This window comes from Oceanicoccus sagamiensis (assembly GCF_002117105.1).
Lineage (GTDB): Bacteria > Pseudomonadota > Gammaproteobacteria > Pseudomonadales > Dasaniaceae > Oceanicoccus > Oceanicoccus sagamiensis.
In genome coordinates, this window is record NZ_CP019343.1 from 936,889 (window position 1) to 958,445 (window position 21,557).

The 21,557-nt window shown below is 47.8% G+C and carries 22 protein-coding genes; 8 read left to right on the top strand and 14 right to left on the bottom strand.

Annotation, left to right across the window (positions count from 1 at the left end):
* Window positions 1–9: 9 nt before the first annotated feature.
* The 9 genes from BST96_RS04205 to BST96_RS04245 form a co-directional block, all read right to left on the bottom strand.
* A complete protein-coding gene (locus tag BST96_RS04205) occupies window positions 10–738 on the bottom strand; it encodes an alpha/beta hydrolase (protein ID WP_085757494.1) in 729 nt (242 codons plus the stop codon).
* A 69-nt stretch (window positions 739–807) separates the two neighbouring features.
* Entirely contained in the window at window positions 808–1,521 is a 714-nt protein-coding gene (locus BST96_RS04210) for a hypothetical protein (RefSeq protein ID WP_085757495.1), read from the bottom strand.
* A 36-nt stretch (window positions 1,522–1,557) separates the two neighbouring features.
* Window positions 1,558–2,490 carry an MBL fold metallo-hydrolase gene (locus BST96_RS04215; RefSeq protein WP_085757496.1) on the bottom strand — a complete coding sequence of 311 codons (933 nt, stop codon included), beginning with the start codon at window positions 2,488–2,490 and terminating at the stop codon, window positions 1,558–1,560.
* Window positions 2,491–3,285: a c-type cytochrome gene (locus BST96_RS04220; protein ID WP_085757497.1), complete on the bottom strand. Its 795-nt coding sequence runs from the start codon at window positions 3,283–3,285 to the stop codon at window positions 2,491–2,493.
* Window positions 3,286–3,972 carry a hypothetical protein gene (locus BST96_RS04225; protein WP_085757498.1) on the bottom strand — a complete coding sequence of 229 codons (687 nt, stop codon included), beginning with the start codon at window positions 3,970–3,972 and terminating at the stop codon, window positions 3,286–3,288.
* A complete protein-coding gene (locus tag BST96_RS04230; protein WP_085757499.1) occupies window positions 3,972–4,988 on the bottom strand; it encodes a hypothetical protein in 1,017 nt (338 codons plus the stop codon). Before BST96_RS04230 ends, BST96_RS04225 begins: the two co-directional genes overlap by 1 nt.
* Window positions 4,989–5,015: 27 nt before the next feature.
* Window positions 5,016–5,684, bottom strand: a complete 669-nt coding sequence (locus tag BST96_RS04235) for a glutathione S-transferase family protein (RefSeq protein ID WP_085757500.1) — start codon at window positions 5,682–5,684, stop codon at window positions 5,016–5,018.
* 1 nt (window position 5,685) lies between these two features.
* The gene (locus BST96_RS04240) at window positions 5,686–7,197 is read right to left on the bottom strand and encodes an aldehyde dehydrogenase family protein (RefSeq protein WP_085757501.1); all 1,512 of its coding nucleotides are present in this window, start codon (window positions 7,195–7,197) and stop codon (window positions 5,686–5,688) included.
* Window positions 7,198–7,235: 38 nt separating this feature from the next.
* On the bottom strand, window positions 7,236–8,591 hold the full coding sequence (locus BST96_RS04245; RefSeq protein ID WP_085757502.1) for an MFS transporter: 1,356 nt from the start codon (window positions 8,589–8,591) through the stop codon (window positions 7,236–7,238).
* A 202-nt stretch (window positions 8,592–8,793) separates the two neighbouring features.
* On the opposite strand from BST96_RS04245, the gene BST96_RS04250 reads away from it, so the two are divergent.
* The 4 genes from BST96_RS04250 to BST96_RS04265 all read left to right on the top strand — a co-directional run bounded on the left by BST96_RS04250 (window position 8,794) and on the right by BST96_RS04265 (window position 11,930).
* Entirely contained in the window at window positions 8,794–9,576 is a 783-nt protein-coding gene (locus BST96_RS04250; RefSeq protein ID WP_085757503.1) for an alpha/beta hydrolase, read from the top strand.
* Window positions 9,577–9,670: 94 nt separating this feature from the next.
* Window positions 9,671–11,008 carry a UbiD family decarboxylase gene (locus BST96_RS04255; protein ID WP_085757504.1) on the top strand — a complete coding sequence of 446 codons (1,338 nt, stop codon included), beginning with the start codon at window positions 9,671–9,673 and terminating at the stop codon, window positions 11,006–11,008.
* 14 nt (window positions 11,009–11,022) lie between these two features.
* Window positions 11,023–11,373: a UbiD family decarboxylase domain-containing protein gene (locus tag BST96_RS21205; protein ID WP_085757505.1), complete on the top strand. Its 351-nt coding sequence runs from the start codon at window positions 11,023–11,025 to the stop codon at window positions 11,371–11,373.
* Window positions 11,374–11,396: 23 nt separating this feature from the next.
* Entirely contained in the window at window positions 11,397–11,930 is a 534-nt protein-coding gene (locus BST96_RS04265; protein WP_085757506.1) for a limonene-1,2-epoxide hydrolase family protein, read from the top strand.
* A gap of 83 nt (window positions 11,931–12,013) precedes the next feature.
* Here BST96_RS04265 and BST96_RS04270 read toward each other — a convergent pair whose 3' ends face one another.
* Window positions 12,014–13,078, bottom strand: a complete 1,065-nt coding sequence (locus BST96_RS04270) for an alpha/beta fold hydrolase (RefSeq protein ID WP_085757507.1) — start codon at window positions 13,076–13,078, stop codon at window positions 12,014–12,016.
* Between the two features lie 155 nt (window positions 13,079–13,233).
* Between BST96_RS04270 and BST96_RS04275 the strand changes: the two genes are divergently transcribed.
* Window positions 13,234–14,748: an amidohydrolase family protein gene (locus tag BST96_RS04275; protein WP_085757508.1), complete on the top strand. Its 1,515-nt coding sequence runs from the start codon at window positions 13,234–13,236 to the stop codon at window positions 14,746–14,748.
* Window positions 14,749–15,192: 444 nt separating this feature from the next.
* Here the strand turns inward: BST96_RS04275 and BST96_RS04280 are convergent, their stop codons facing one another.
* Window positions 15,193–16,686: a phytoene desaturase family protein gene (locus tag BST96_RS04280; RefSeq protein WP_240554889.1), complete on the bottom strand. Its 1,494-nt coding sequence runs from the start codon at window positions 16,684–16,686 to the stop codon at window positions 15,193–15,195.
* 23 nt (window positions 16,687–16,709) lie between these two features.
* Complete coding sequence (locus BST96_RS21210; RefSeq protein WP_276206924.1) at window positions 16,710–16,844, bottom strand: hypothetical protein; 135 nt, start codon at window positions 16,842–16,844, stop codon at window positions 16,710–16,712.
* A gap of 141 nt (window positions 16,845–16,985) precedes the next feature.
* On the opposite strand from BST96_RS21210, the gene BST96_RS04285 reads away from it, so the two are divergent.
* A complete protein-coding gene (locus BST96_RS04285) occupies window positions 16,986–17,531 on the top strand; it encodes a PadR family transcriptional regulator (RefSeq protein WP_085757509.1) in 546 nt (181 codons plus the stop codon).
* Window positions 17,532–17,821: 290 nt separating this feature from the next.
* On the top strand, window positions 17,822–18,583 hold the full coding sequence (locus BST96_RS04290; RefSeq protein ID WP_085757510.1) for a hypothetical protein: 762 nt from the start codon (window positions 17,822–17,824) through the stop codon (window positions 18,581–18,583).
* Between the two features lie 76 nt (window positions 18,584–18,659).
* Here the strand turns inward: BST96_RS04290 and BST96_RS04295 are convergent, their stop codons facing one another.
* The gene (locus tag BST96_RS04295) at window positions 18,660–20,225 is read right to left on the bottom strand and encodes a SulP family inorganic anion transporter (protein WP_085757511.1); all 1,566 of its coding nucleotides are present in this window, start codon (window positions 20,223–20,225) and stop codon (window positions 18,660–18,662) included.
* A gap of 270 nt (window positions 20,226–20,495) precedes the next feature.
* Between BST96_RS04295 and BST96_RS04300 the strand changes: the two genes are divergently transcribed.
* Window positions 20,496–20,696, top strand: coding sequence for a hypothetical protein (locus BST96_RS04300; protein WP_085757512.1), 201 nt, complete (start codon window positions 20,496–20,498; stop codon window positions 20,694–20,696).
* Between the two features lie 113 nt (window positions 20,697–20,809).
* Here the strand turns inward: BST96_RS04300 and BST96_RS04305 are convergent, their stop codons facing one another.
* The gene (locus BST96_RS04305) at window positions 20,810–21,280 is read right to left on the bottom strand and encodes a hypothetical protein (RefSeq protein ID WP_085757513.1); all 471 of its coding nucleotides are present in this window, start codon (window positions 21,278–21,280) and stop codon (window positions 20,810–20,812) included.
* Between the last annotated feature and the right edge of the window lie 277 nt (window positions 21,281–21,557).

A 21,557-nucleotide genomic window follows, 5' to 3' on the forward strand; every position in this document is an offset into this window, starting at 1 on the left:
GAACCGTGGTTATTGCTCGGACATGATTTGAATAATTTCCACGGTTTTTTCTACTAAAATTTTCTGCTGCTCTTCACGACTAATGGTCGCTTCACCATCATTATTCTGTGGGCCATAGTGACCCATTTGGGCATGGTTGCCCCCTTCAATTTTAAAGTAAATGGCCTCTGCCGGCAGATTGCCCCTAGCACCCAGAATCTCTTCTTCGGTGGACAGTAAATCATTGGCGCCATAAACCAGCATCACCGGCTGTGGGTGCTTATCAATTAATCCTTCTTTATGGGCGTAGGAAGAAATAAACAATAGGCCATCGTCCTGGTTGGTCTCGGCGTACATGGCAATACCAATGCCACCCAGCGAATGACCACCCAGCACATAGTTTTTACAATTGGCTTTGGCAAATTCGCTTTGCTTGGCATCGTTGGCGGCATCTACATCCATCATCGCCATATCCAGAGTCAGTTTTAGCAAAAAGGTATGCACGCCCGCCTGAGCGACATCGGCGGTATAAGGTGCATAGGCTTCGGCGTGAACCAGACCGCCGGGATAGTAGATATAACAGGTATCCGAGATGGGATTGTCAGCCTTAAATAAATAATAGTCATCCGCTTCCTCGGCGGTGGCCAATCGCTCTAAAGCTTCAGGCATGGGTTTTGAGCTACATCCCCAAACCAGGGAAGCCACTATTAGCAGAGTAAAAATTCTTAACATCATCATATACCTATCAGTAAAAGCCATGGTAAAACCTGGCGGGTCAAAATCTCTTGATAAAAATCATTGTCTTATACGAATAATTTCCAGTCTGGTTTATTCGAAGTTATCCGGCGCCGTAATCGCATCGGTTAATACCGCCTGAATATACTGCTTGGTAGGCAGGTGGCAATAATGGGTACCTTTAAAGCGGTCCGGCATAGGAATCAACACGGAATAAGGCACCAACAGCGCCTTGCTGCGAAAGTGCAAAATATTTTCAGCATCTCTAACGGCGGTCTCATAGGGCCATGGATTTAACCATTTAGGGCCAATACGGCTAACCTCATCTTCATCAATCAAATAATTGCTATTGTTATTGGCGATACCTGCGGCTGCCATCTCGGCAACCACCTGTTCTACATCCCGCTTAATAATATCGCTACAGCGTTGTTCTTCGCCGGCTTTATCGTCGCCGTGTACACCCTGAATACGGTCAGCGGTTTTGAGTTTACAAGACACTACCGCCGGAAACTCTTCCGGCTGACCATTAACAGTTAAGGGTAGATAGTGGATATATTGGTGGGAGGTCAATGGCTCAATAGCAGGCTTGGATTTTACAAAGCTATCATAATTTTGGTGGACTTCGTTGACCACGGGCATGGTGGTACTGGCCATATAGGTCTGGATTTTTTCGCAGTAATCCGCCGGAATAATATCCTGCGGCCCCTCAGCAAAAGTGGTGTAGACCTTTTCTTCACCATCGTCACCACCGCAAGCCGTCAGTGCTATAGCGGATGCTATTAAGAGTGTCTTTGATAATTTATTCACATTCTCAACCTGTTTGTTGTTAAAGCTATTTGGGGCTTATCGCCCGATAGCGTAATAAGAGGCAATACGTTGTAGCAACACGCGGAATTTTTTCTCGTTATAGCCCCGAGTATCTTCAAAGGGCGTAACATCCACTTTGCGGTGCACCATAAAGGAAATGGTGCCTTTATCCATTTCGGCTTTAACGGCGGCCATCGATTGTTGCCAAAATCTTCTACGTTCAGAAACCGCCTTTATATCACCCAATGTGGCTGAAGGGGCAATTTTTCCCTGCTTATTTAGCGCGGGGACTAAATGGGAAGCGATGACCTGTGTTAAACCTTCACGCTCGGCCAGGGCTTCCAGCTCGGCAAGATAGGCATCGATATTATAAAAATGAAAATCCGCCACCTGAGGATCCCATGGCATATACCAGCCACTGGGCGGCGTCACCACATCCACCACATAGAGCATAGGATGCGGTCTGGGAATCATAGCAACCAAACAGGTGCCATGGCTGGGGCCGTAATAATAGAGGTCCATCGATTTATCGCCCACGGTCACCGTATGCTGTTTATCAAAGGTGATATCCGGCATCACAATATCCGGGTGGGGTGAACTTTTTATATTATCAACACAGCGCTGCTGGGCCACAAACTGCGCGCCTTCTTGCTTAAAAATCGCACCACCTGCTGCATGGTCCCAATGGGCATGGGAATACACCACATACTTAACTGGCTGGTCGGTAATTTTTGCAATCTCCTGCCGGTAGACTTTGGCAGCATCTGCACTGATAGGGTCAGTTACAATCACCCCTTGGTCGCTCACTAAAAAGATACTGCGATAAGCACCCCAGCGAAAGGCATATAAGCCCTCAGCCAACTGCTCGGTTTCCGTGGGGACAATGCCTGGTGGTGCATATTGCGACCAGGCTGCTGGCATAAAGCAGCACAGCAGCAAGGTCAAAATAGGGCGAAAGCGGTTAGGCACTTATTCGGGTCTCCCGGGTAAAATACCCCCGTAGAGCACCACACCATCAACCGGTTTGGACTGCCAAAGCTCTTGAGAGAACCTTGGAATAGCCATCGCCGCTACCGGGAAGCACTCGACAAACTGGCTGGGTTGAATATCAAGCTTATGCAGGGCATAGCAGAAGAAATCTTTTTCCGTTAAATACCAAAAACCACGGGCTTTAGTATTGGTAGAGACTTTACCACTGGGGTGGAAGTAGGCTTCAAAAATAATTTCTTCTTCGCCGCTATTCATCCGGTAGCGCACGGTATTGCTCATCATATGGTTCCAAAAACTGGGGAAGCGTTCTTCCGGCGGCAGAGATTTATCATCGGCCTTTTCGGTCATGGCATTTTCCGGGCGAGGCCAGCTGGCAGCACCGGTTTCTACCATCATAAAAGAAATCAAACCCAAACGAAGCTTGCCAGGCACTGGCTCCGGGATACCCATGGTATTACCGGGAATATATTTTTTGGGGTTTTTTAGAAACTGGTTTAAATGCTCAGGGGTCCACTGAAAACCTGCGGCTTTCATTCCGTCTGAAAAACTAAAGCCCGGCTTGGCCCCGGCCTTGCGCTCAAACATATTCCATAGCGCAGGGCCGGTCAGGTCCATACTGTCTTCCGCCAGAGTATGGCAGGCACTACAACGCCCCTGAAAGGTTTTTTTACCCTGGAAATAATCCGCATACTTTAATGCATCCGGGCTAATGGTTGTTTCTGCAAATAGCGCTGGCGCCAGCAGCAAAGGTATCAGTAACAGCTTTTTGAACATTTAGGTAACTACCTCATAAAAAATACGTTTAGCTTTGTCTTTGCCAATAAATTTTGATGTCATACCCTGGGCTTTATCCCGGGTGCGAATATCTTCTTTAAAATGATCATGAAAATCAGCAATGGTTTGCAGGCGTTCGCTATCAACGGTTTTTTCGTTCTCTGCCACCAACTTTAAATAGTGATTGAGATACTCCAGCGAACAGTTACTCAGATCATCCAAACGATCTTGCTTAAACAAACCATACACCGTGCAGTCATGCTGGTAGGCTTTCATCCACTCCGGGTAACGGTCCATGCATTCAAACTCAGGGTAAGTGGCTTGAATAGCATCCAGCGGTTTTACCCATTTATCCAAATACGCCTGATCATCAAAGGGGCAACAAACATTAAAGTGGCTAATGACTTTGCGACCGGTAATTAAAAAGAAAAATAGAAAGATCGGCGCATCACTATCAGCTTGCGGGTAAAAAATCATCGTCAGGGCATCCAGCGCCGGGACTTTTACCGTCATTCTCAAGGCACCAATTCTGGGAATACTGCCCGCAGCCCAGTTATGACAACTGACCGTCACTAATTTTAGAAAGGCCTTGTTATCTGAAATATCAGCATCAACCTCTACCTCTTCAAGAGGCATATATTGGCTGACCTTATCAAGTACCGCCTGTAATCGCTGATCCTGGTTCATTATTTTTTCTCGCTGGAAAAGCCCATCAACTTATAGGCTGGCCACAATACAATCAGTAAAATAAACAACAACCCATACTCCATTAACGGCACCTGAAAAGCCCGATAAAATTCCTCTACACTGGAACGCGCCGGATAGTACAAAGCCATTAGCACAGCGCACAGCGCCACTAAAGCCCACTGTGTTTTTACCGACAGCTTCAAACCATGCATCTGGGTAATTAAAAAGACTACAATAAAGCCAAAAAAGAAACGGGCTGTGGCCACTTCACCCTGCTGTACAATCGCCACGGCTATAGCGTGAATCACAACAAACATTTCCAAAAACAAGGTCCAGCTACGGTTGATATGCATCCGGGTAAAAAACAAGCTGCCCTGCAAGATCAATAATAAAATATAAAAAGTACCTAGCAGATGGCCATAGGTGATCTCAATCGGGTGATACCAAAAGGTATAGATAATGGCCCAGGAAAAGTAATAACCATGATAGCGCCGCAAAAAGGCACCAGCCTCTTTTAATAAAGGTGCCCGTTTGCCAAAGAACATACCGCGGCGTTGATTTTCCATAATCAAAATAAACACCAGCATAAAAGTGACCGAACCAAAGGAGGTGGCCTCATGGACATCCTGTGCCGTAGCGTCATACCAGATTTTTGTTTGCAGAATATGCAAACCCACAAAAAATGCATTGGCGGCTAAAGCCCAGATATTAAAACTATGCAGGCCGTTAGTGTATTTTGGTTTTTTGCCTTTGGCATAAATATGCTGAGCATAATAAATAATACCCCAGGCCGTAATCTGGTGAAGTGCATAACCACTCCAGGCGGTAAAGCGAGTCCAGAAGGTAGGCTCTGCTAATTGCCAGCGGTACCAGAAACCTTCCCGGTAAGGCGCTAACACCACATCTTCACTATAGGGGCCAACAATCCAGACAACAGCCATAATAGCCACACAGCCAGCCATACCCCACCAGATGGAAAAGGTTTTTTCTTGGCTACTGCTGTGCTGTTCAGTCATAGGACAATTCAGGCTAAATAGTTTTTGTTATAGTCGTGCCGCCAACCGGTCTGATAAGCGGTTAAAGCTTTCAATATGTTGCTCTGCTGTTCTTGCCGTGGCTTTAACACTCTCGCGATCAGACATGGCCTGATACCAACGTGAAATTAACGGGTAAGCGGCCAAGTTAATACCGACCTTTTGCTCTACCATGGGCATACGTTCAAAAAACGTATAAAAGTTAATATCCACCAGGCTAAGCTGCTGACCAAACCAATAAGGGCCCTCACCACTAAATACAGCAAAACCGTTATCTTCTATAGTTTGCAATTCGGCTTTAAGTTTTTCTGTTAGCTGCTGCAATTCTTGTTGATCTTTTTTCACGCCAATATAAAACAGCGTACTGGCAAAAGCTGAAAATTTATCAACCCAGATTCTGGCCTGCGCCCTTAACACTGCATCTGCTGGCATTAACGCCGGCTGTGGCCATACCTCATCGATATACTCATTAATAATGGCGCTTTCAAATAGCCGATGTCCGTCATGCACTAAAACCGGCACTTTGCCAGAGGGAGAAGCTTCAACAAACCAATCTGGCTTATTAGCTAAATCCACTTCGGCAAAATCAAAGTCCAAACCTTTTTCCAACAAAGCAATGCGGGTACGTTGCGCATAGGGGCAACCATCATTGCTATAGAGTTGGATTGATGCCGCCATATTAGTAATGCATCATAATGGTTTTAGTCTCCAGATAAGCATGCAATGATTCTTCACCCATTTCACGCCCCCAACCCGATTGCTTATAGCCACCAAGCCCACCATTGATATCTGACATGGTATGGGCATTAATACCGACGATGCCCGAACGCACACCTGCGGAAATACGCATAGCAGTACCAATATTTTCTGTCCAGACACTGCCGTTTAAACCGTATTCGGTATCATTGGCCTGCACTAAAATTTCATCAATATCGTCGGTTTCCAGTTTAATCACGCTAAGCACTGGGCCAAAAATTTCTTCACGAACAATACGCATATCGCGATTGGCATCGGCAAATACTGCAGGACGCATAAAGTTACCGGGGCGATCCAATTGATCACCTCCGGTAATTAATTGCGCACCTTCATCTTTACCCGACTGCACATAACCTTGCACACGCTCCAACTGACGAGCGGAGACCAACGGCCCCAAGGTGGTTTCTGGATTTAAACCTGGACCGATCATTAAGCTATCAGCACCGGCGGCCAAACCATCAACAAACTGGTTATACACATCTTTATGAACCAGCATTCTTGAAGGGCAGACACAGTTTTGGCTTTGCAGAAAGTAGCCCTGCTGCACGGCCATAGGGATGGTTTTATTCAGATCAGCATCAGGCATAACAATAAACGGCGACTTGCCGCCCAATTCCAAAGTCACTTTTTTCAAGTTTCCTTTGGCCGCTTCAATAATTTTCTTACCGACTTCGGTTGAACCGGTAAAAGAAATTTTATCCACATCGTTATGCTCTGCCAGTGCGGCACCTGCGATATGGCCGTGCCCCGGAATAATATTGATAACACCGGCAGGGAAGCCTGCTTGTTGGATCAAACGACCTAAAAACAAGGCGGATAAAGGGGTGTGCTCATCCGGTTTTAAGACCACGGTACAACCGGCTGCCAGCGCTGGCCCCAGTTTCATAATGGTCATACCCAGCGGGAAATTCCAGGGCACAATTTGCGCGGCAACACCCACAGGTTCTTTGCGGGTCATTAAGAAGCGCTCCATACCGGGAACAGGGAAAGGGTCCTGCGCCAGGGTTTCACCAGAAATTTTGGTGGGCCAACCCGCGTAATAACGCAGCCAGTCACGGGCAATAATCGGCGCCAGGTTGGCTGCATTGGTCATTGGCATACCGGTACACAGCACTTCCAGCTCTGACAGGATTTGCATATTCTGCTCAACCAGATCCGCCAACTTTAATAATAATTCAGCGCGGGCCGTGGCACCCATAGTGCGCCATGGGCCGCGATCAAATGCTTCGCGGGCTGCCGCTACTGCAGCATCGACTTCAGTTTGACCGGCACCGGGTACGGTCGCAATCGACTCGCCAGTGGCAGGGTTAATAATATCAAGGTCGCCGCCGGTTCCACCGGTCACCCACTCGCCATTAATAAGCAGGGGCTGTTCAGACTCAAGAAAGGCTTGAGTGGCTGCGGAAATCGCAGGTGTGTCGATTATTTCTGGCATGGTTTACTTCTCTCTTTTAAACATCTTTTTAACAGCCCTTAGCGGCTGCCAAATACTTTATTCACTAAACGCTGCTCAGCTTCCGGGACAAAACCCGGCGCCTTTTTGCGCACATACAGGCCGGCAAATACCAACAAAAAATTGGCCATACCGATTAATACAAACGGTGCCGCTGGACCAATCTGGTCAAACATACGGCCGCCTATCCCGGTGGCCACCAAAATACCAACAGCACCAAACACATTAAACATTCCAACCACACTGCCGCGCTCACTTTTTGGCGCCTCCTGGCCAATTAAAATCGTGCCGCCTAAAAAGGCACTGATTTGCCCAATGCCCATCACAATAAAAATGGGAATAGCAGCAGACTCCAGCGGGTTATCAATCAAAGCCGGCAAGGTAAAACCAATACCGCCTAAAAACATACAAAAGGTAACACCGGTAATCCGGTTAACCTTATCCATAAAAAAACCAATAATCGGCGAAAACACCAGTGCCGACGATTGAGTAATCACAAAAATAATGGTGCCCTTTTGGGTAGCTTCCGCCACCGTCAGCCCCATGGCCTGACCGGTACTCACTCCCCAGGCCATTAAAAAGGTACCCAGTATCACTACATCGCTACGAGCGACAAAGGCCGAGGCATAAGCCAGCGCTATACGCGGGTTTTTTGCCTGTTTAAAACCAGCACGAGCCAGTTCAATGCTGCTTTTGGATTCCTCATGGCTAACCGGCGCCCCCGGCTTTAAACCCAGCCTTAAGACCAATGCCACCAACAAACAAATACCCACCACAACAAACAGGGCATAACGACCGGCGGTAACGCTATCCACCCCCGCATCCACAAAGATCGAAGGCAGACGACCGTAAACCGCATTTAGAGTCACCACCCCAAGGCCATTAAGCACACCGATAATGGCAATCATCTTGCCCCGGATGGCATTCTGCGGGTAATCCGCCGCTACCGTCGCTAACATCCCGGTAGAACAGGCGAGACCCGCTGCGTAAATCACTCGAAACAGCGTTAACTGCTCCAATGATTCGGCAAAGGGATATAAGCCATAACCCAGGGCAAAAGCCAACATACCAGCCACATAAATGGGGCGGCGGCCAACTTTATCGGCAGCCACGCCAATCGCTCCAAACAGCAGGATCTGGGTAATCTCAGTCCAAAAGGCCAGATTACCAGTAATCGTACCCCACTCACTCGATGGGATATTCAGATTTTCCCAGAGGATATAGGTGGTTGCCGCAGACACCACCGTGAGTATGCCAATGGTAAAAAAACTGCCAAAAAACAGGGCTAAACAATGGCTTTTACTCACGCCGGGCTGTAACCAAATTGGGCCCAGCTTTGCTTGTGTTTGGTCTATATCCGTTTGTGACGTCGACATGCTGGCGGACCCTTCTTATTGGTATTAGCTAGGGCTATTCGCTGGCCTTAGCGATTGGCATTCGCAAACAGCCAGTTTTTCCCAGTTAGGTAGTTAGTTCAACCGGAGTAAGTGTAAAAAGATGTAAATTCGCCTTTACACCACTCCCCTGACAGGCTGCCAGCCCTTATGATTAGCCATCAACAAGCCGGATGTGAAGATAATGAAAATAATAGTTACAGGGCTCAAAATACTCGCTGTTATCGTCGTTCTGCTTATGGTTGCCGGAGCCGCCTTTAGCTTTGGCTGGCTAGGCAATGAACTCACCACCAAGACTCATGCCTCTGAAGAAGCCCTGGCTTCCCTGGCCTCCTCTGATGCTGTTGTCATTAGCGAACAGCGCTGGATCACCTTTACCCCAACCAGCAAAGTACCCAAGACGGGCTTTATCTTTTACCCCTGCGCGCTCTGCGATGCCCGCGGCTTTGCCCCCTTACTAAAAGAGATTGCTGCAACAGGGTTTCTGGTGGTGCTGGTGCCCATGCCCAGTAACTTTGCCATTTTTGATGCCGACCGCGCGCTGGAGGTAAAACAAACCTTCCCCGCCATAGAGCACTGGGTGATTGGCGGTCACTCCATGGGCGGCGGCTCATCCGCTATGTTTCTGCATTCACACCCCGACAATACCGATGGCCTGTTAATGTGGGACTCTTTTACCTATGAAAGCTATAACATCAGCGAACAAAGCCTGCCGGTATTGACCATTTATGGGGATAGCCATCATTCACCCGAGCGCCCCGCCCAGTTTGAAGAGGCCAAGCAATATATGCCGCCCCATGCCCGCTATCAGGTGATAGCCGGTGGTGACCATTTTCAATTTGGCCACTTCAGGGCTGAAGATATTGCCCACCGCACCACGGCGACGATCCCGCGGGAGCAGCAACACCAGCAAATCATTGCGCATTCGGTCGCTTTTTTGACTGCTATTGAGCAGGGAACACGATAAGAAATAGAAAATTTGATAATTATTAAATTTTTATTTCCCAGCTTGGCGATACTGCCTGTTTTAAATAGGTCATAAACCACTTCGGAGACACTCCATGGCGAACAAGAACCACCCACCGGCGAATCAAACACCAGAACCCACTGCCCCCAGCCTGTCACGGCGCGGCTTTATAGCTGGCAGTGTTGTAGGTGTAGCCGCTGTGACCGCAGGCTGCGCCGCGGCGGGCTCTGCCAGTGCCAGTAGCGGTGGCGATAGTGTGAGCGTTGCTGCCGCCAGCAATAGTGCCAAAGCTTTATCGCCTGATATGCCCTTTGATGATTTTCGCCAACACCTGCAAGCTCTGGAAGAACGCGGCCTATTACTGCGCTTTAAACGACTGGACCAGGATGCCTATGAAATGACGGCCTTAATGTACCGCCTGGTTGAGGAACATGGCTGGACCAATGCCCCCGCCATTTTGGCCGAAGAGGTCAAAATCAATGGCGAGTGGATTAAAGGCCCGGTGGTAGCCAATCATCAGGGGCACTGGCATAGCGAAGCCATTACCTTTGGTCTTGATCCTGTACCCAATGACCCCACCGCCAGCTATCGCAAAGCGATTGATTTTCTGGCAGAGAAGATTACTAAAGGCGTTTATCCGCAAATAGAACCTGTCAGAGTCGATAACGCCAACGCGCCTTGTAAAGAAGTGGTACTGACCGGCGATGACATTGACCTGAATAGATTTGCCTTTATTCAGTCCAACCCCGCCGATGGCGGCCGCTATATTGATACCGGCTCTATCTTTACCTCCGACCCGGAAGGTGGCCCCAATTTTGGTACCTACCGCTGCCAGATTCACGGCCCGCGCCTAATCAGCGTTAACTCTGAACCCAACCAGACCGGCTGGAAACATATTATGGCGGCTAAAGAGCGGGGTGAGAAATTTGCTCCCATCTCTATTGTTGTTGGCCAGGACCCCTATGTCTGGATTGTTAGTGGCTCCCGCGTCATCAATCGCTTTCTAAGCAAAGGCCCGGTTGATGAACTGGCGGTTGCTGGCGGCCTGCGCGGCAAGGCGCTTGAAGTTGTCAAAAGTGAAACCAACGACCTGATTATCCCCGCTCATGCGGAGATAGTCATTGAAGGTGAAGTGCGTTTTGATTTACCACCGCAACCGGAAGGCCCCTTTGGTGAAATGATGGGTTATATGGGCCCACAAAAAGCCGACAACTTCACCATGGTCGTTACCAAAGTTACCCACCGCCGTGACCCCTGGGTATTAAATGTCTTTACCGGCGCCACCCGTGGCTATAGCACTGCGCCAACTACCGCGCTCTATAACAACAATCTAAAACGCTTAGTGCCGCAGTTAATTGAAATACACTCACCACTGCACGCCCCGGCATTACCTATGTTCGCATTAAAAAAACCAAAGCGGGTCAGGGCATAAAAGCCGGTAAGCGGTTGGCAGCCATTGTGCCGATTTATAAATTAATTGTCGTCGTCGATGAAGATGTTGATGTGCTGGACACCTTGCAGGTTGATAACGCCATCGCTGCCCGCTGGCAACCGGAAGATGCCTACGCCATTGTTGGTGGGCGCGGCATGCCACTGGACCCCAGCCTTGCCGAACAGGGCCCTACATTTAAAGGCTCTAAAATGGTGATCGATGCGACCAAACCCTTCCCTGAAGAAGGCCGGGAGACACCCTTTTCAAAACGCAACCGCGAGTGGCTGGATGAATTAGCCCCAGATGCCATTAGCGCCGTTGATAAAAAATATGCTGACATCATCAACGGCGGCAAAAAGTGGTAAGTCAATAATTAACGGAGATAATAATGGACAATAATGCATTCGTACTTAACCGTCGCGCCTTAATGCTCGCCGGGGCCGGACTAGCCACGGCCAGTGTCGCCGGCTGTGCAACAGCAACAAACCAGCCGGTTATGGGTAATAAAAAAGATCACTGGACCGAAGAAGAACAGGCCAACGTGGATTTAGTGACTCGTTTTTGTGATGACTGGTCGCGAATGGATGCGGAGTACCTAACGACCTTTTTGGACGAAAAAATTATTTACCAAATGTTTGAAGGCCGCCCTGATATTGTCGGCAAAGATGACTTTATTAAAGTGTTAGATAAATTTTTAAAGTCGATGAAAAAAGTGGAATGGATTACCCGCAACTCTGAAGCGATTGGGCCGATTGTGATTAATGAGCGCTTTGATCACTTTTATGCACAGAATGATAAGCGCAGTATGCACTTTGAAATTGCCGGTTATTTTTTAGTAAAGAAAGGCAAAATCCAGGTATGGCGTGATTTTAGTTTGCCTGGGGGTATGAGTAAGGTTGGGCCCTTAGTACCTAGGGATTAGTACCTAGGGATTAGCACCTAGGGGTTAGCACCCAGGGGTTAGTACCCAGAGATTAGTACCCAGAAATTAACCACAGCCACTAGTTAATCGCCTCGCCAACCAATCCAGCACCAACTGATAGGTTGCCGGGCGTTTTTATGTAGATTTAGATTATGCCCAACCCCTGCCAGAATAAGAGTGTCTACACAGGCAGACTTTGGAAATAACGACTGCTCATAATCGGCCACTTTTTGAGAATCCTTACAGGATAGTTCGCCACCACAGACCACAAAATCATCTTCACCGGTAACAATTAATACCGGCACCTCAATATTGCTAGCGGGCATTTTAAAATATTTCAGCATTGAAATAATTTCAGCCACCGTTAAGGTCTGACGATTTAATTCATCAACTACTGGCACCTGCGGGTCAGTATTAGCCAGGGTATAAAAAATATCTTTACGGGTATTGGGTTTTGATAGCATATAGACCGGGTCAACAATATCTCCGGCAAAGTCACTGGCAAACATTGCCAGTTCCGTGCCGTCGCGCATAGCCAGATTAAAACCCGGGTTAGAATTATGCAGAAAACCGGTCAGAACCACCCCCTCAAGCTGCCTTGAATAGTCCCCCGCATGGACCATGGCAATCACAGAACCCAAAGAGTGCCCCACAGTAACAACGCTATTAACCGACTTCTCAGCCTGCAAAAAATCAATCAGCTGTGAGAGCACATAAACCTGATTTTCAACATTGACCAAGATGCCAAAGGGGTGGTCGCTGGCACCAATACCGGTTCGATAATAATTAAACGTGGCATAGCCCGCTCGCAGCGCGGCACGCTTATAGGAATAGGTATCTGGTTGATAGGGGAAATCCCAATAGACCGGACCATAACCGGCACCGGCGATAAGCACTTGTAAAGTTTTATCGGCCAACTGCCCAGTCCAACAAAGCTCACCGACAATATCAAACTCAAACCAGCTACCGGGGGTTAAGCGAGTGGGGATACGATAATCTTCGCAAGTCAGGCCTTGCAGATCAAAGGCCGACAAGCCCTCCCCTGCTGGTAGAATAACCGGAGTTTCAATACCCCTTAGATTAATCAGGCCCACTAATAACCAGAGGCTTAGTAGTAACAGAACCGCTGCTATTATTTTTTTTATCATCGTGTCTATTCATTTTTGCTATGTCGATGGCAGTGTATTATCAATAATCGCCATAGCAAACATCAATTTTTGTAAAGATCACAATTAATCACTAGGCACCCGCTGCCATCTACAGTAGATTTACCCTATCAATAACAACAACCGAGACTTGGCCAATGAGCAAATCCAACCAGCACGATCCTGATGGCACGCTACTTCCTATAAAAGTCGATAGTACCTCAAACGGTGAGTATGAACCTCTGCCACTAGAGCGGCGCAATGTCGTTGCCAATGCTGAAGCCCACAAAACCGCCACCGACAATGCCAAACGACTCGGTATGAAGCGTCGCGGCTTTCTAACCTCTATGGTCGGTGCTGCCAGTACATTGTTAACCTTTAATGCAGTTAATGCCGCGGCGGGTAAAAAAGGCGGCTTTTACGATCTGCCTGAAGAAGCTGGCCTCGATGTTGCCCTGGCCGATGATATTTTAGGTAAAAAAGACTTTATCTTTGATATTCAGGGCCACCATGTGGGCGACTATGAAAGCTGGCGTACCGGTATCAAAAACAAAGTCTCCCCCGGTTTTAAATTTTTTGCCCCTCATTATGCCTGTGACTATGCCAATAAAGATGATGACTTCGGCCATGTGGCCTGCCTGACCGGTGACTCTTATATCAAAGAAGTATTTATGGATAGTGATACCGATATGGCGGTACTGTCTATTGGCCCACTTTATGAAGAGCAAATGCTACCCACCTATTCAGAAGCTGCCGCCACCCGCGATGCTGTAGCCGCACTGGAAGGCACCAAGCGTTTATTAATTCATGGCCGCTGTATGCCCACCTACCAGCGCGACCTGGACACCATGCAGGAAGTTGCCGAGACCTGGAATATTTCGGCATGGAAATCTTATACCCAGTTTGGCCCTAACCGTACCGGCTATTATCTGGATGACGATATTGGCCAGAAATTTATTGATAGCGCCCGTAAAACCGGTGTTAAAAATATCTGTGTTCACAAAGGCCTGCCACTACCGGTGATGGGTAAAGAAACCTATAAGTACGCCAGCCCAAAGGATGTTGGCCCCGCCGCCAAAAACAATCCCGATATGACCTTTATGATTTATCACTCGGGTTATGAGCATAAAAAGAAAGAAGGCCCCTACAATCCCAATGCAGAAAAACTTAGCGGTATCGATACGCTGATTAAATCGCTGCAAGATAATAATATCCCTCGCAATACCGGCAATGTGTATGCAGAACTGGGCTCTACCTGGCGCGACCTGATGAAGGACCCGGATCAAGCCGGCCACGCTATTGGCAAGCTGCTGAAGTATGTGGGTGAAGATAGAATCTTATGGGGCACAGATTGTATTTGGTACGGTTCGCCGCAAGACCAGATTCAAGCCTTCCGTACCTTCCAGATTTCTGAGGAGTATCAGGAAAAATACGGCTACCCGAAAATGACCCCGGAAGCTCGCGCCAAGATTTTTGGTTTAAATGCAGCGGTACCTTATGGCATTAGCACCGGCGATATTAAAGTGGCCACACTGCAAGATACTATTGCAGTAACCAAGGAAAATTATTTAAATAATCCTGAGCCTTCTTTTGTCACCTATGGCCCTAAAACGCGTCGTGAGTTTTTGGCCTTGCAACGTCTGGAGATGGATGAGCTATTAAGCGGTCGTTAGTGTTAATTAGCGGAAGCTAGTGGAGTGGAGTGTATGGGTGAGGGCTTATGTTTCAGGGGACGCTACAAGTTCGTCCATGTACCCAAAGCACTCCCTTCAGTCGCGGGGCAGGCCCAAGGCTCGTGAAAAAGGTCCCTCTTTTTCACGCCCCTGAAACATAAGCCCTCACCCACACCTTCAATTTCTCGCTGTAATTTGAACGCTGAAAAAAATAGATGCACAACTAAAAACTTGAAAAAGTTTGCAAACGTGACGCTAGAGCTTAGGTGGGTAGAAGGTTCCGGGGCCGTCGTTGGCAGGGATGCCAACGAAGAGCGGCCATGGATGGCGAAAAGCGTGCCCCGGAACCTTCTACCCACCTAAGCTCGTTCCCAAGCTATCTACTCGCCCAAACCACCACCAAAATCGCTATTTCACACAGCAACACCATAGTGCGAAAAATCATCAAGCCGCTTTAATCATCTTGAGTAATTTACCACTACCCCGCAAACCCAAAATCTTCATTGCGGTCACCATCCCCGCCATTAAAGCACCCACCACACCACAACTGACAATATCCTGACCCGTTAAATATAAACCGGGGATTTTAGTTTGCGGTGTTAACCACTCCTGCTCAAAGCGATGCCTGGTGTGTGCCAAACCATAAGCTTCACCGTGTTCATAGCGGCAGAAATAATCCGTGGATAACGGCGTAGAGGTTTCGTAATAATCTATTTTTCCTTCTAAATGCGGCATCTGCTTAAATAGCGCAGCTAACATCCGCTGCGACAACTCTTCCTTAAAGGCTTCATAGTCATCGCCGCGCTTGCCCCAGGTTTTATCTGCCCACTGACGGTACTCCTCAAAATCACAGGGGCCGGTAACAATCTCAATGGTTGAACGGCCAGGATAGCGGCGCTGGAAATCGGGGTCTTTTGCTGAGGGGAAAGAAACATAAACCACAGGGAACGGACTTTTAGGGTCAGCCTCTGCCGCCGCCACATTGCCATCGTGATCGGCACTGGGGTAAATCCATAAATTGGTTTTTGGCAGATCTAATTCTTCAGGGGTGCCTTTTAAGCCAATATACATACCCAGGTGAGACATAGAGCGCTCTACTGATTCAGCTTTTTGTTGATAGCCCAATGATTGACTGATACTGCTGGGCAGCAACTTGGTAAACGTATTGATCGCACCGGCATTACTAATAATAGTGGGAGCAAAAATCTTATGGCCATCTTTCATGGTAACACCCGTAGCGCGGCCATTATCAATAATAATCTCTGTCACATCCGCATAGGTAAAAACATCACCCCCTGACGTTTGAATTTGCGGAATAATCGTTTCGGCAATTTTGGAAGCGCCACCAATAGGATAAAAACCACCGTGCAAATAATGACGGGCAATAATGGCATGCATAACAAAGGTAGATTTTTTTGGAGGTAAACCGTGATCACCCCACTGCCCACATAACACAGCAATTAACTTTTCATTATCCGTTAAGCCTTTTAATACACTGTAGGTATCCTGAAAGACATAGTCAGGCACTTTGTTTTTGCCTAACAAACCTTTAACGGCGAGCAAGCCTTTGGGCAAAGCTTTTTGCTGGGTGATTTGCCCCATATATTTATTGGTTTTACTGATTAACTCAACATAGGCATCAATAGCGGAGGCTTCTTCCGGGAAGTGTTTTTTTAATTCGTTTTTAAAATTCTCTTTGCCCGCCACAAAGTCAAAACTTTCTTCACCTAGAATAATCCGGTCATAGACCGGGTCCATTTCCGCCCATTGCAACTGGCCGTTACTAATAAAATCAAATAAACCACGACCGGCGGTTTTGGCTCCCATATCACCGATATAATGAACACCCACATCCCACTCATAACCGTTTCTATCATAGGCATGAGTAAAGCCACCGGCGGTATAATGCTGCTCAAGCACCAGTACCTTTTTACCCATCTGCGACAACAAAGCTGCCGAGGTTAGCCCCCCATACCTGAGCCAATCACAATCACATCATAGTTATCATCGACACGGTTTGGGCGGTAGCGGGTACCAATTCTTAACGTGCTGGGCTTTAAGCCCTTGGAGGGCTTAGCGGCTGCTTCTGTAGTCATGGTCGACATCCTCATGCATACTCAATTAGTTGAATAATATGCCCACTACTTTATACTCAAATAATTGAATATACAACTGTACTGGCTTATGCTGTCAAAATTACTATAAGCCGTTGAAATAATTGAATAAATGGATCCTGTATGTCACTTAAACACGCCCTGTTAGCCATGCTTGATATCGACAAAGGCTCTGGCTATGACCTGATCAAGCGGTTTGATCAAAGTGTCGCTTTCTTCTGGCCATCCAGTTTTCAGCAGGTTTATAAGGAATTAACCTGGCTTGAGGATAAAGGCTTTATTCTGGCGGAAGCCGTTAACCAACAGGGTAAGCCGGATAAAAAAATTTATCAGGTGACGGATAGCGGTGGTGAGGAATTGCAGCGCTGGTTAAGTTTGCCAGCCAAAGAAATGAAGATTAAGGATACGTTTTTAATCAAGGTCTTTGGCGGCCAACGCAGCACCCCTGAACAACTGCTGGAAGACCTGCATCGGCAGCAGCGACAACATAAAGAAAATCTGGCCAGCTATAAAACCATTGCCCACAATCTAAAACAACTTAGCCCCGCCAAATTTAAACAATACGCCCTCCCCTATCAAACACTAAAGCTGGGTATTCGGTTTGAAGAAACCTGGTTAGAGTGGAGCGAAGAAACCGAGCTGTTGTTAAGCCGTGGAGATATTGGGTAAATTATTGTGAGCAGTGGCACTCTACAACTGCTGCTCTGTTTATTCCTTGGCTAACAGACGAGCCATAGCGCAAAGCCCTTGCTTTTTCCTCTTAAAGTGCAACACTGTTGCACTGGATCCCCCTTTAGGCTGTGTAAACAATAACGCCCAATCATTGTTACGCCCTTGCCTTGTATTAATACTTATTCTTCAAACGGACATGGAATTTAATTATGATCAATAACCCTATCAAGCGCCGGTCAATACACGCTTTCTCACTACCCCTAATGGGATTATCCACAGCAGTGCTTATGTCGCCTTCTATAGCACTGGCAGAATCTGAAATTGCCTGGATGATGGGCGGGCAAATTAGCCATAAAACACAAGAGCTGGATCAATTACTGGATAGCGAACTGTCTTTTAAAGTGGTCAGTTTAACCGCCAGAGCCGGCTATCGTGATTTTTATGCCGCGGTAAATCTCTCCCAGTCATTTGATGATGCCGATGTTAGCGAAGAGGGAGAAACAGGCGATGCCAGCCGTGAGGATTACGATATTACTCTAGGCTGGAATATCACTCCCGAATTTACCGTCTTTGGCGGCTATAAAACCGGTGAAACTGAAATAGACTTTAAAGCACGCGACTCGGTTATTGAAGATGCCGAAGGTGATATCACCGCTGCTTTTACCGATACCTTTGAAGAGTCTGGCCTATTCGTTGGCGTGGGTTATGGCATTTCCCTCGGCACTGCCGGGCAGTTGGGGTTTAGTATTGCCTATGCCGATATGGACGCCGACAATGACCTCACTGGCACACCGGATGAAGGCGATATGGATGAAGAGGACGATGTTGATTTTGATGATCTAACCGGTACATTCAGCGGTGATGTCAGTGGCTACAGTGCGGCTGCTCAATGGAGTATTCCACTGAGCGACAGTCTCGTCTATCAGGCAATTATCCGCTATAACAGCTATGAGCAAGAAATTGACGATACTGTGCAGGGTGTAAAAGTGAGCTTTGATGTCGATGAGCGTTTTTATGAAATGGGCATGGGCCTGTTATACGTTTTTTAACGCCAGACTATTAGCCATTGGATAAATAATCCAAGCCTCCCTATATCTGGCTTATAGCCTGATATAGGGAAGTTAATTAAGCAAGCGCATCCTCGGCTACAAAGTATTTAGGATCTTCGATCACATTCACTTCAACCATATTGCCAGCCTTTTTCAATAGCTTGCGACACTCTGCACTTAAATGCACCAGGTGCAGGGTTTTACCTGCATTAACATAGCGCTCCGCTAAAGTATCTATAGCCTCTAGCCCCGAATGATCGGCCACTCTTGAACGGGCAAAATCAATCACCACATCATCGTTATCCGTGCTGGGGTCAAAGTGCTCAAGGAAAGAGGTAACCGAACCAAAAAACAGCGGGCCCGTTACGGCATAAACCGTAGAGCCTTTATGATCTTCTTTGGACTCGATGCGGATATGCTTGGCGTGATCCCAGGCAAATACCAGCGCAGAAACAATCACACCGACAACAACCGCCACCGCTAAATCCGTTGCGACGGTCACACCCGATACGGTAATCAGGATTAGCGCGTCACTGCGGGGGACTTTGCGCAGAATCCGGAAGCTACTCCACTCAAAGGTACCAATCACCACAATAAACATAACGCCAATCAATGCAGCCAGAGGAATTTTTTCAATCAGCGCTGAGCCCACCAGAATAAATAATAATAGGGACAGTGCAGCGGTAATACCGGAGAGGCGACCACGGCCACCGGAATTCACATTAATCATGCTTTGGCCAATCATCGCACAACCACCCATACCACCGAACATACCGGTGACGGTATTGGCAACACCCTGACCGATACACTCTTTATTACCGCGGCCGCGGGATTCAGTGATTTCATCTACCAGACGCAAGGTCAGCAAAGACTCAATCAAACCAATCGCCGCCAGAATAATCGAGTAAGGCAGGATGATCCAAAACGTCTCAAAACTAAACGGCACGGAAGGAATATGGAAAGTCGGCAGGCCACCTTTGATAGAGGCCACATCGCCTACAACGCGGGTATTTAAATCCAGCCCAAAGACCAATAAGGTCACCGCCACAATCGCTACCAGCGACGACGGAACCGCAGTGGTGAGTTTTGGCAGGAAGTGAATAATCATCATGGTGATGGTCACCAGGCCTAGCAACATATACAGCTGATCGCCTTCCAGCCAGGCCACATCGACAATCGAGCCTTCCATAAAGGTGCCATTTAACCAACCCGGCTCACCGGCAACACCAAACTGGCTTAACTGGGCCAGGAAAATCACAATCGCCAGGCCATTAACAAAACCCAACATAACCGGGTGTGGCACCATACGGATAAATTTACCCAGCTTTAAGACACCCGCCAGTATTTGCAAAAAGCCCATCAATACGACGGTAGCAAATAGATACTCAACACCATGGTCGGCAACCAGAGTCACCATCACCACGGCCAAGGCACCGGTTGCACCCGAAATCATACCCGGACGACCACCAATACAGGCGGTGATCAGACCCACCATAAACGCGGCATATAAGCCCACCAGCGGCTCAACACCCGCCACAAAAGCAAAGGCGACCGCCTCCGGCACCAGCGCCAGGGCAACGGTTAAGCCCGATAGCACATCATTTTTTACAGTGGCGACTTTACTTGGGTGAAACTCAAACATGTCATACTCTCAATCATGGCAAAAGCAGGCGCCTCACACGTAAAGTATGGCTCCTGACTAAAACAGGTTCTCTAATCGGCAGGAATTGTTGTTATAGGCCTTAGAAGGGTCGCGCATTCTAGCGAAAAGCCACCCCAAATTCAATGCAGCCCTTTAATGGCATAGCCCGCACCACTTTGAGTCAGCACCATAACGACATTAAGCGAAGCCCAACAAAGCTGGGGATTTTGTGTATAATGTCCCCCGATTGTTAATAAAGGCCCCTTTTCCATGGCAGCCAAACCAAAAACCGCAGCGTCAAAGAAGAAACAGCCAGACGCTAGCGAAACATCCCTTTCGATTGAAGAACAGACCGCGGCGTTTTTAAAAGCCGGTGGCGCTATTGAGCAAATTGAGTCCGGTGTCAGCGGCCAACAAAGCATGGCCGGGCCCAAGCACATTACGTTAAGCAATAAGCCAAAAAGCGAGTAAGCGCCACAAGGCTTCACCACAGCACTTTTTCAAAGACACTAAAAAGGCGAGCCTATAGCTCGCCTTTTTTCGTGTTTTCAGTGCCTTATTTTCAGGGCTATTGCAGTATCTAGCTACCAATCTTGCAGCTCTTCGGCACCCTCTTTACCCTCAACAACCGTATGGTAAAGCTCCAGAACATGGACTTTATCGCAGCCAACATAACCCTCACAGCCCGCACGATCCTTTTCCTTACCAAACCAAACCGCCACATCACCTTGCTGGGCCGCGGGGCCCAGATATTTGGCAGGGATATTAAACATATAAAAAGGTCGCTTGCCCTCACACAGTATTTTGATGGAATCAGGCGCCACCGTATAGCTGCTCAGCTTATAGTTACCGCGATCCGTCTTAAGATGAATATCGTCGGCATGCTCCCAGTCGCAGCTTTTCCCATCGACCAGAGCTTCTGAGAACCGCCCCACGGCCAAGGAGGCCGGATAATTGTCGGAGACCTCTGCACCCCGGCTATGCTCACCAAACACCGAGGCCTGACTAAGCTGGGACAGGGAAACCGCTACCAACAAGGGGATAAATCTCAACACAACACTACTCCTGACAAAACGATACTTATTATTTTAGGGCTAATCTCAAAGATGCCAACATTATATAGTGAGAAAGCGACGATAATGCGGCAAAAAGTGTGAATTATTCCGATAATAGATGCAACACTGTACACAAAATAAAACCGGCGAAGCTCTTGCCCCATCAAGCCCCTGTAAACACTGGCCCGCCCCCTGCAAAAGCCCCCTGCAAAACCCTCAAGCATTGATCTTATCAAGCCCCGGCAACGTAATGTAAAAGATATGTAAATACGCCGGT

Excerpts from the sequence above, each read along its gene's own strand:
- BST96_RS04275 (WP_085757508.1), top strand. The coding sequence starts at position 13,234 with ATGAGCAAATCCAACCAGCACGATCCTGATGGCACGCTACTTCCTATA.
- BST96_RS21210 (WP_276206924.1), bottom strand. The coding sequence starts at position 16,844 with ATGACTACAGAAGCAGCCGCTAAGCCCTCCAAGGGCTTAAAGCCCAGC.
- BST96_RS04280 (WP_240554889.1), bottom strand. The coding sequence starts at position 16,686 with ATGGGTAAAAAGGTACTGGTGCTTGAGCAGCATTATACCGCCGGTGGC.
- BST96_RS04285 (WP_085757509.1), top strand. The coding sequence starts at position 16,986 with ATGTCACTTAAACACGCCCTGTTAGCCATGCTTGATATCGACAAAGGC.
- BST96_RS04270 (WP_085757507.1), bottom strand. The coding sequence starts at position 13,078 with ATGATAAAAAAAATAATAGCAGCGGTTCTGTTACTACTAAGCCTCTGG.
- BST96_RS04225 (WP_085757498.1), bottom strand. The coding sequence starts at position 3,972 with ATGAACCAGGATCAGCGATTACAGGCGGTACTTGATAAGGTCAGCCAA.
- BST96_RS04290 (WP_085757510.1), top strand. The coding sequence starts at position 17,822 with ATGTCGCCTTCTATAGCACTGGCAGAATCTGAAATTGCCTGGATGATG.
- BST96_RS04295 (WP_085757511.1), bottom strand. The coding sequence starts at position 20,225 with ATGTTTGAGTTTCACCCAAGTAAAGTCGCCACTGTAAAAAATGATGTG.
- BST96_RS04235 (WP_085757500.1), bottom strand. The coding sequence starts at position 5,684 with ATGGCGGCATCAATCCAACTCTATAGCAATGATGGTTGCCCCTATGCG.
- BST96_RS04230 (WP_085757499.1), bottom strand. The coding sequence starts at position 4,988 with ATGACTGAACAGCACAGCAGTAGCCAAGAAAAAACCTTTTCCATCTGG.
- BST96_RS04300 (WP_085757512.1), top strand. The coding sequence starts at position 20,496 with ATGGCAGCCAAACCAAAAACCGCAGCGTCAAAGAAGAAACAGCCAGAC.
- BST96_RS04245 (WP_085757502.1), bottom strand. The coding sequence starts at position 8,591 with ATGTCGACGTCACAAACGGATATAGACCAAACACAAGCAAAGCTGGGC.
- BST96_RS04220 (WP_085757497.1), bottom strand. The coding sequence starts at position 3,285 with ATGTTCAAAAAGCTGTTACTGATACCTTTGCTGCTGGCGCCAGCGCTA.
- BST96_RS04255 (WP_085757504.1), top strand. The coding sequence starts at position 9,671 with ATGGCGAACAAGAACCACCCACCGGCGAATCAAACACCAGAACCCACT.
- BST96_RS04250 (WP_085757503.1), top strand. The coding sequence starts at position 8,794 with ATGAAAATAATAGTTACAGGGCTCAAAATACTCGCTGTTATCGTCGTT.
- BST96_RS04265 (WP_085757506.1), top strand. The coding sequence starts at position 11,397 with ATGGACAATAATGCATTCGTACTTAACCGTCGCGCCTTAATGCTCGCC.
- BST96_RS04240 (WP_085757501.1), bottom strand. The coding sequence starts at position 7,197 with ATGCCAGAAATAATCGACACACCTGCGATTTCCGCAGCCACTCAAGCC.
- BST96_RS04205 (WP_085757494.1), bottom strand. The coding sequence starts at position 738 with ATGGCTTTTACTGATAGGTATATGATGATGTTAAGAATTTTTACTCTG.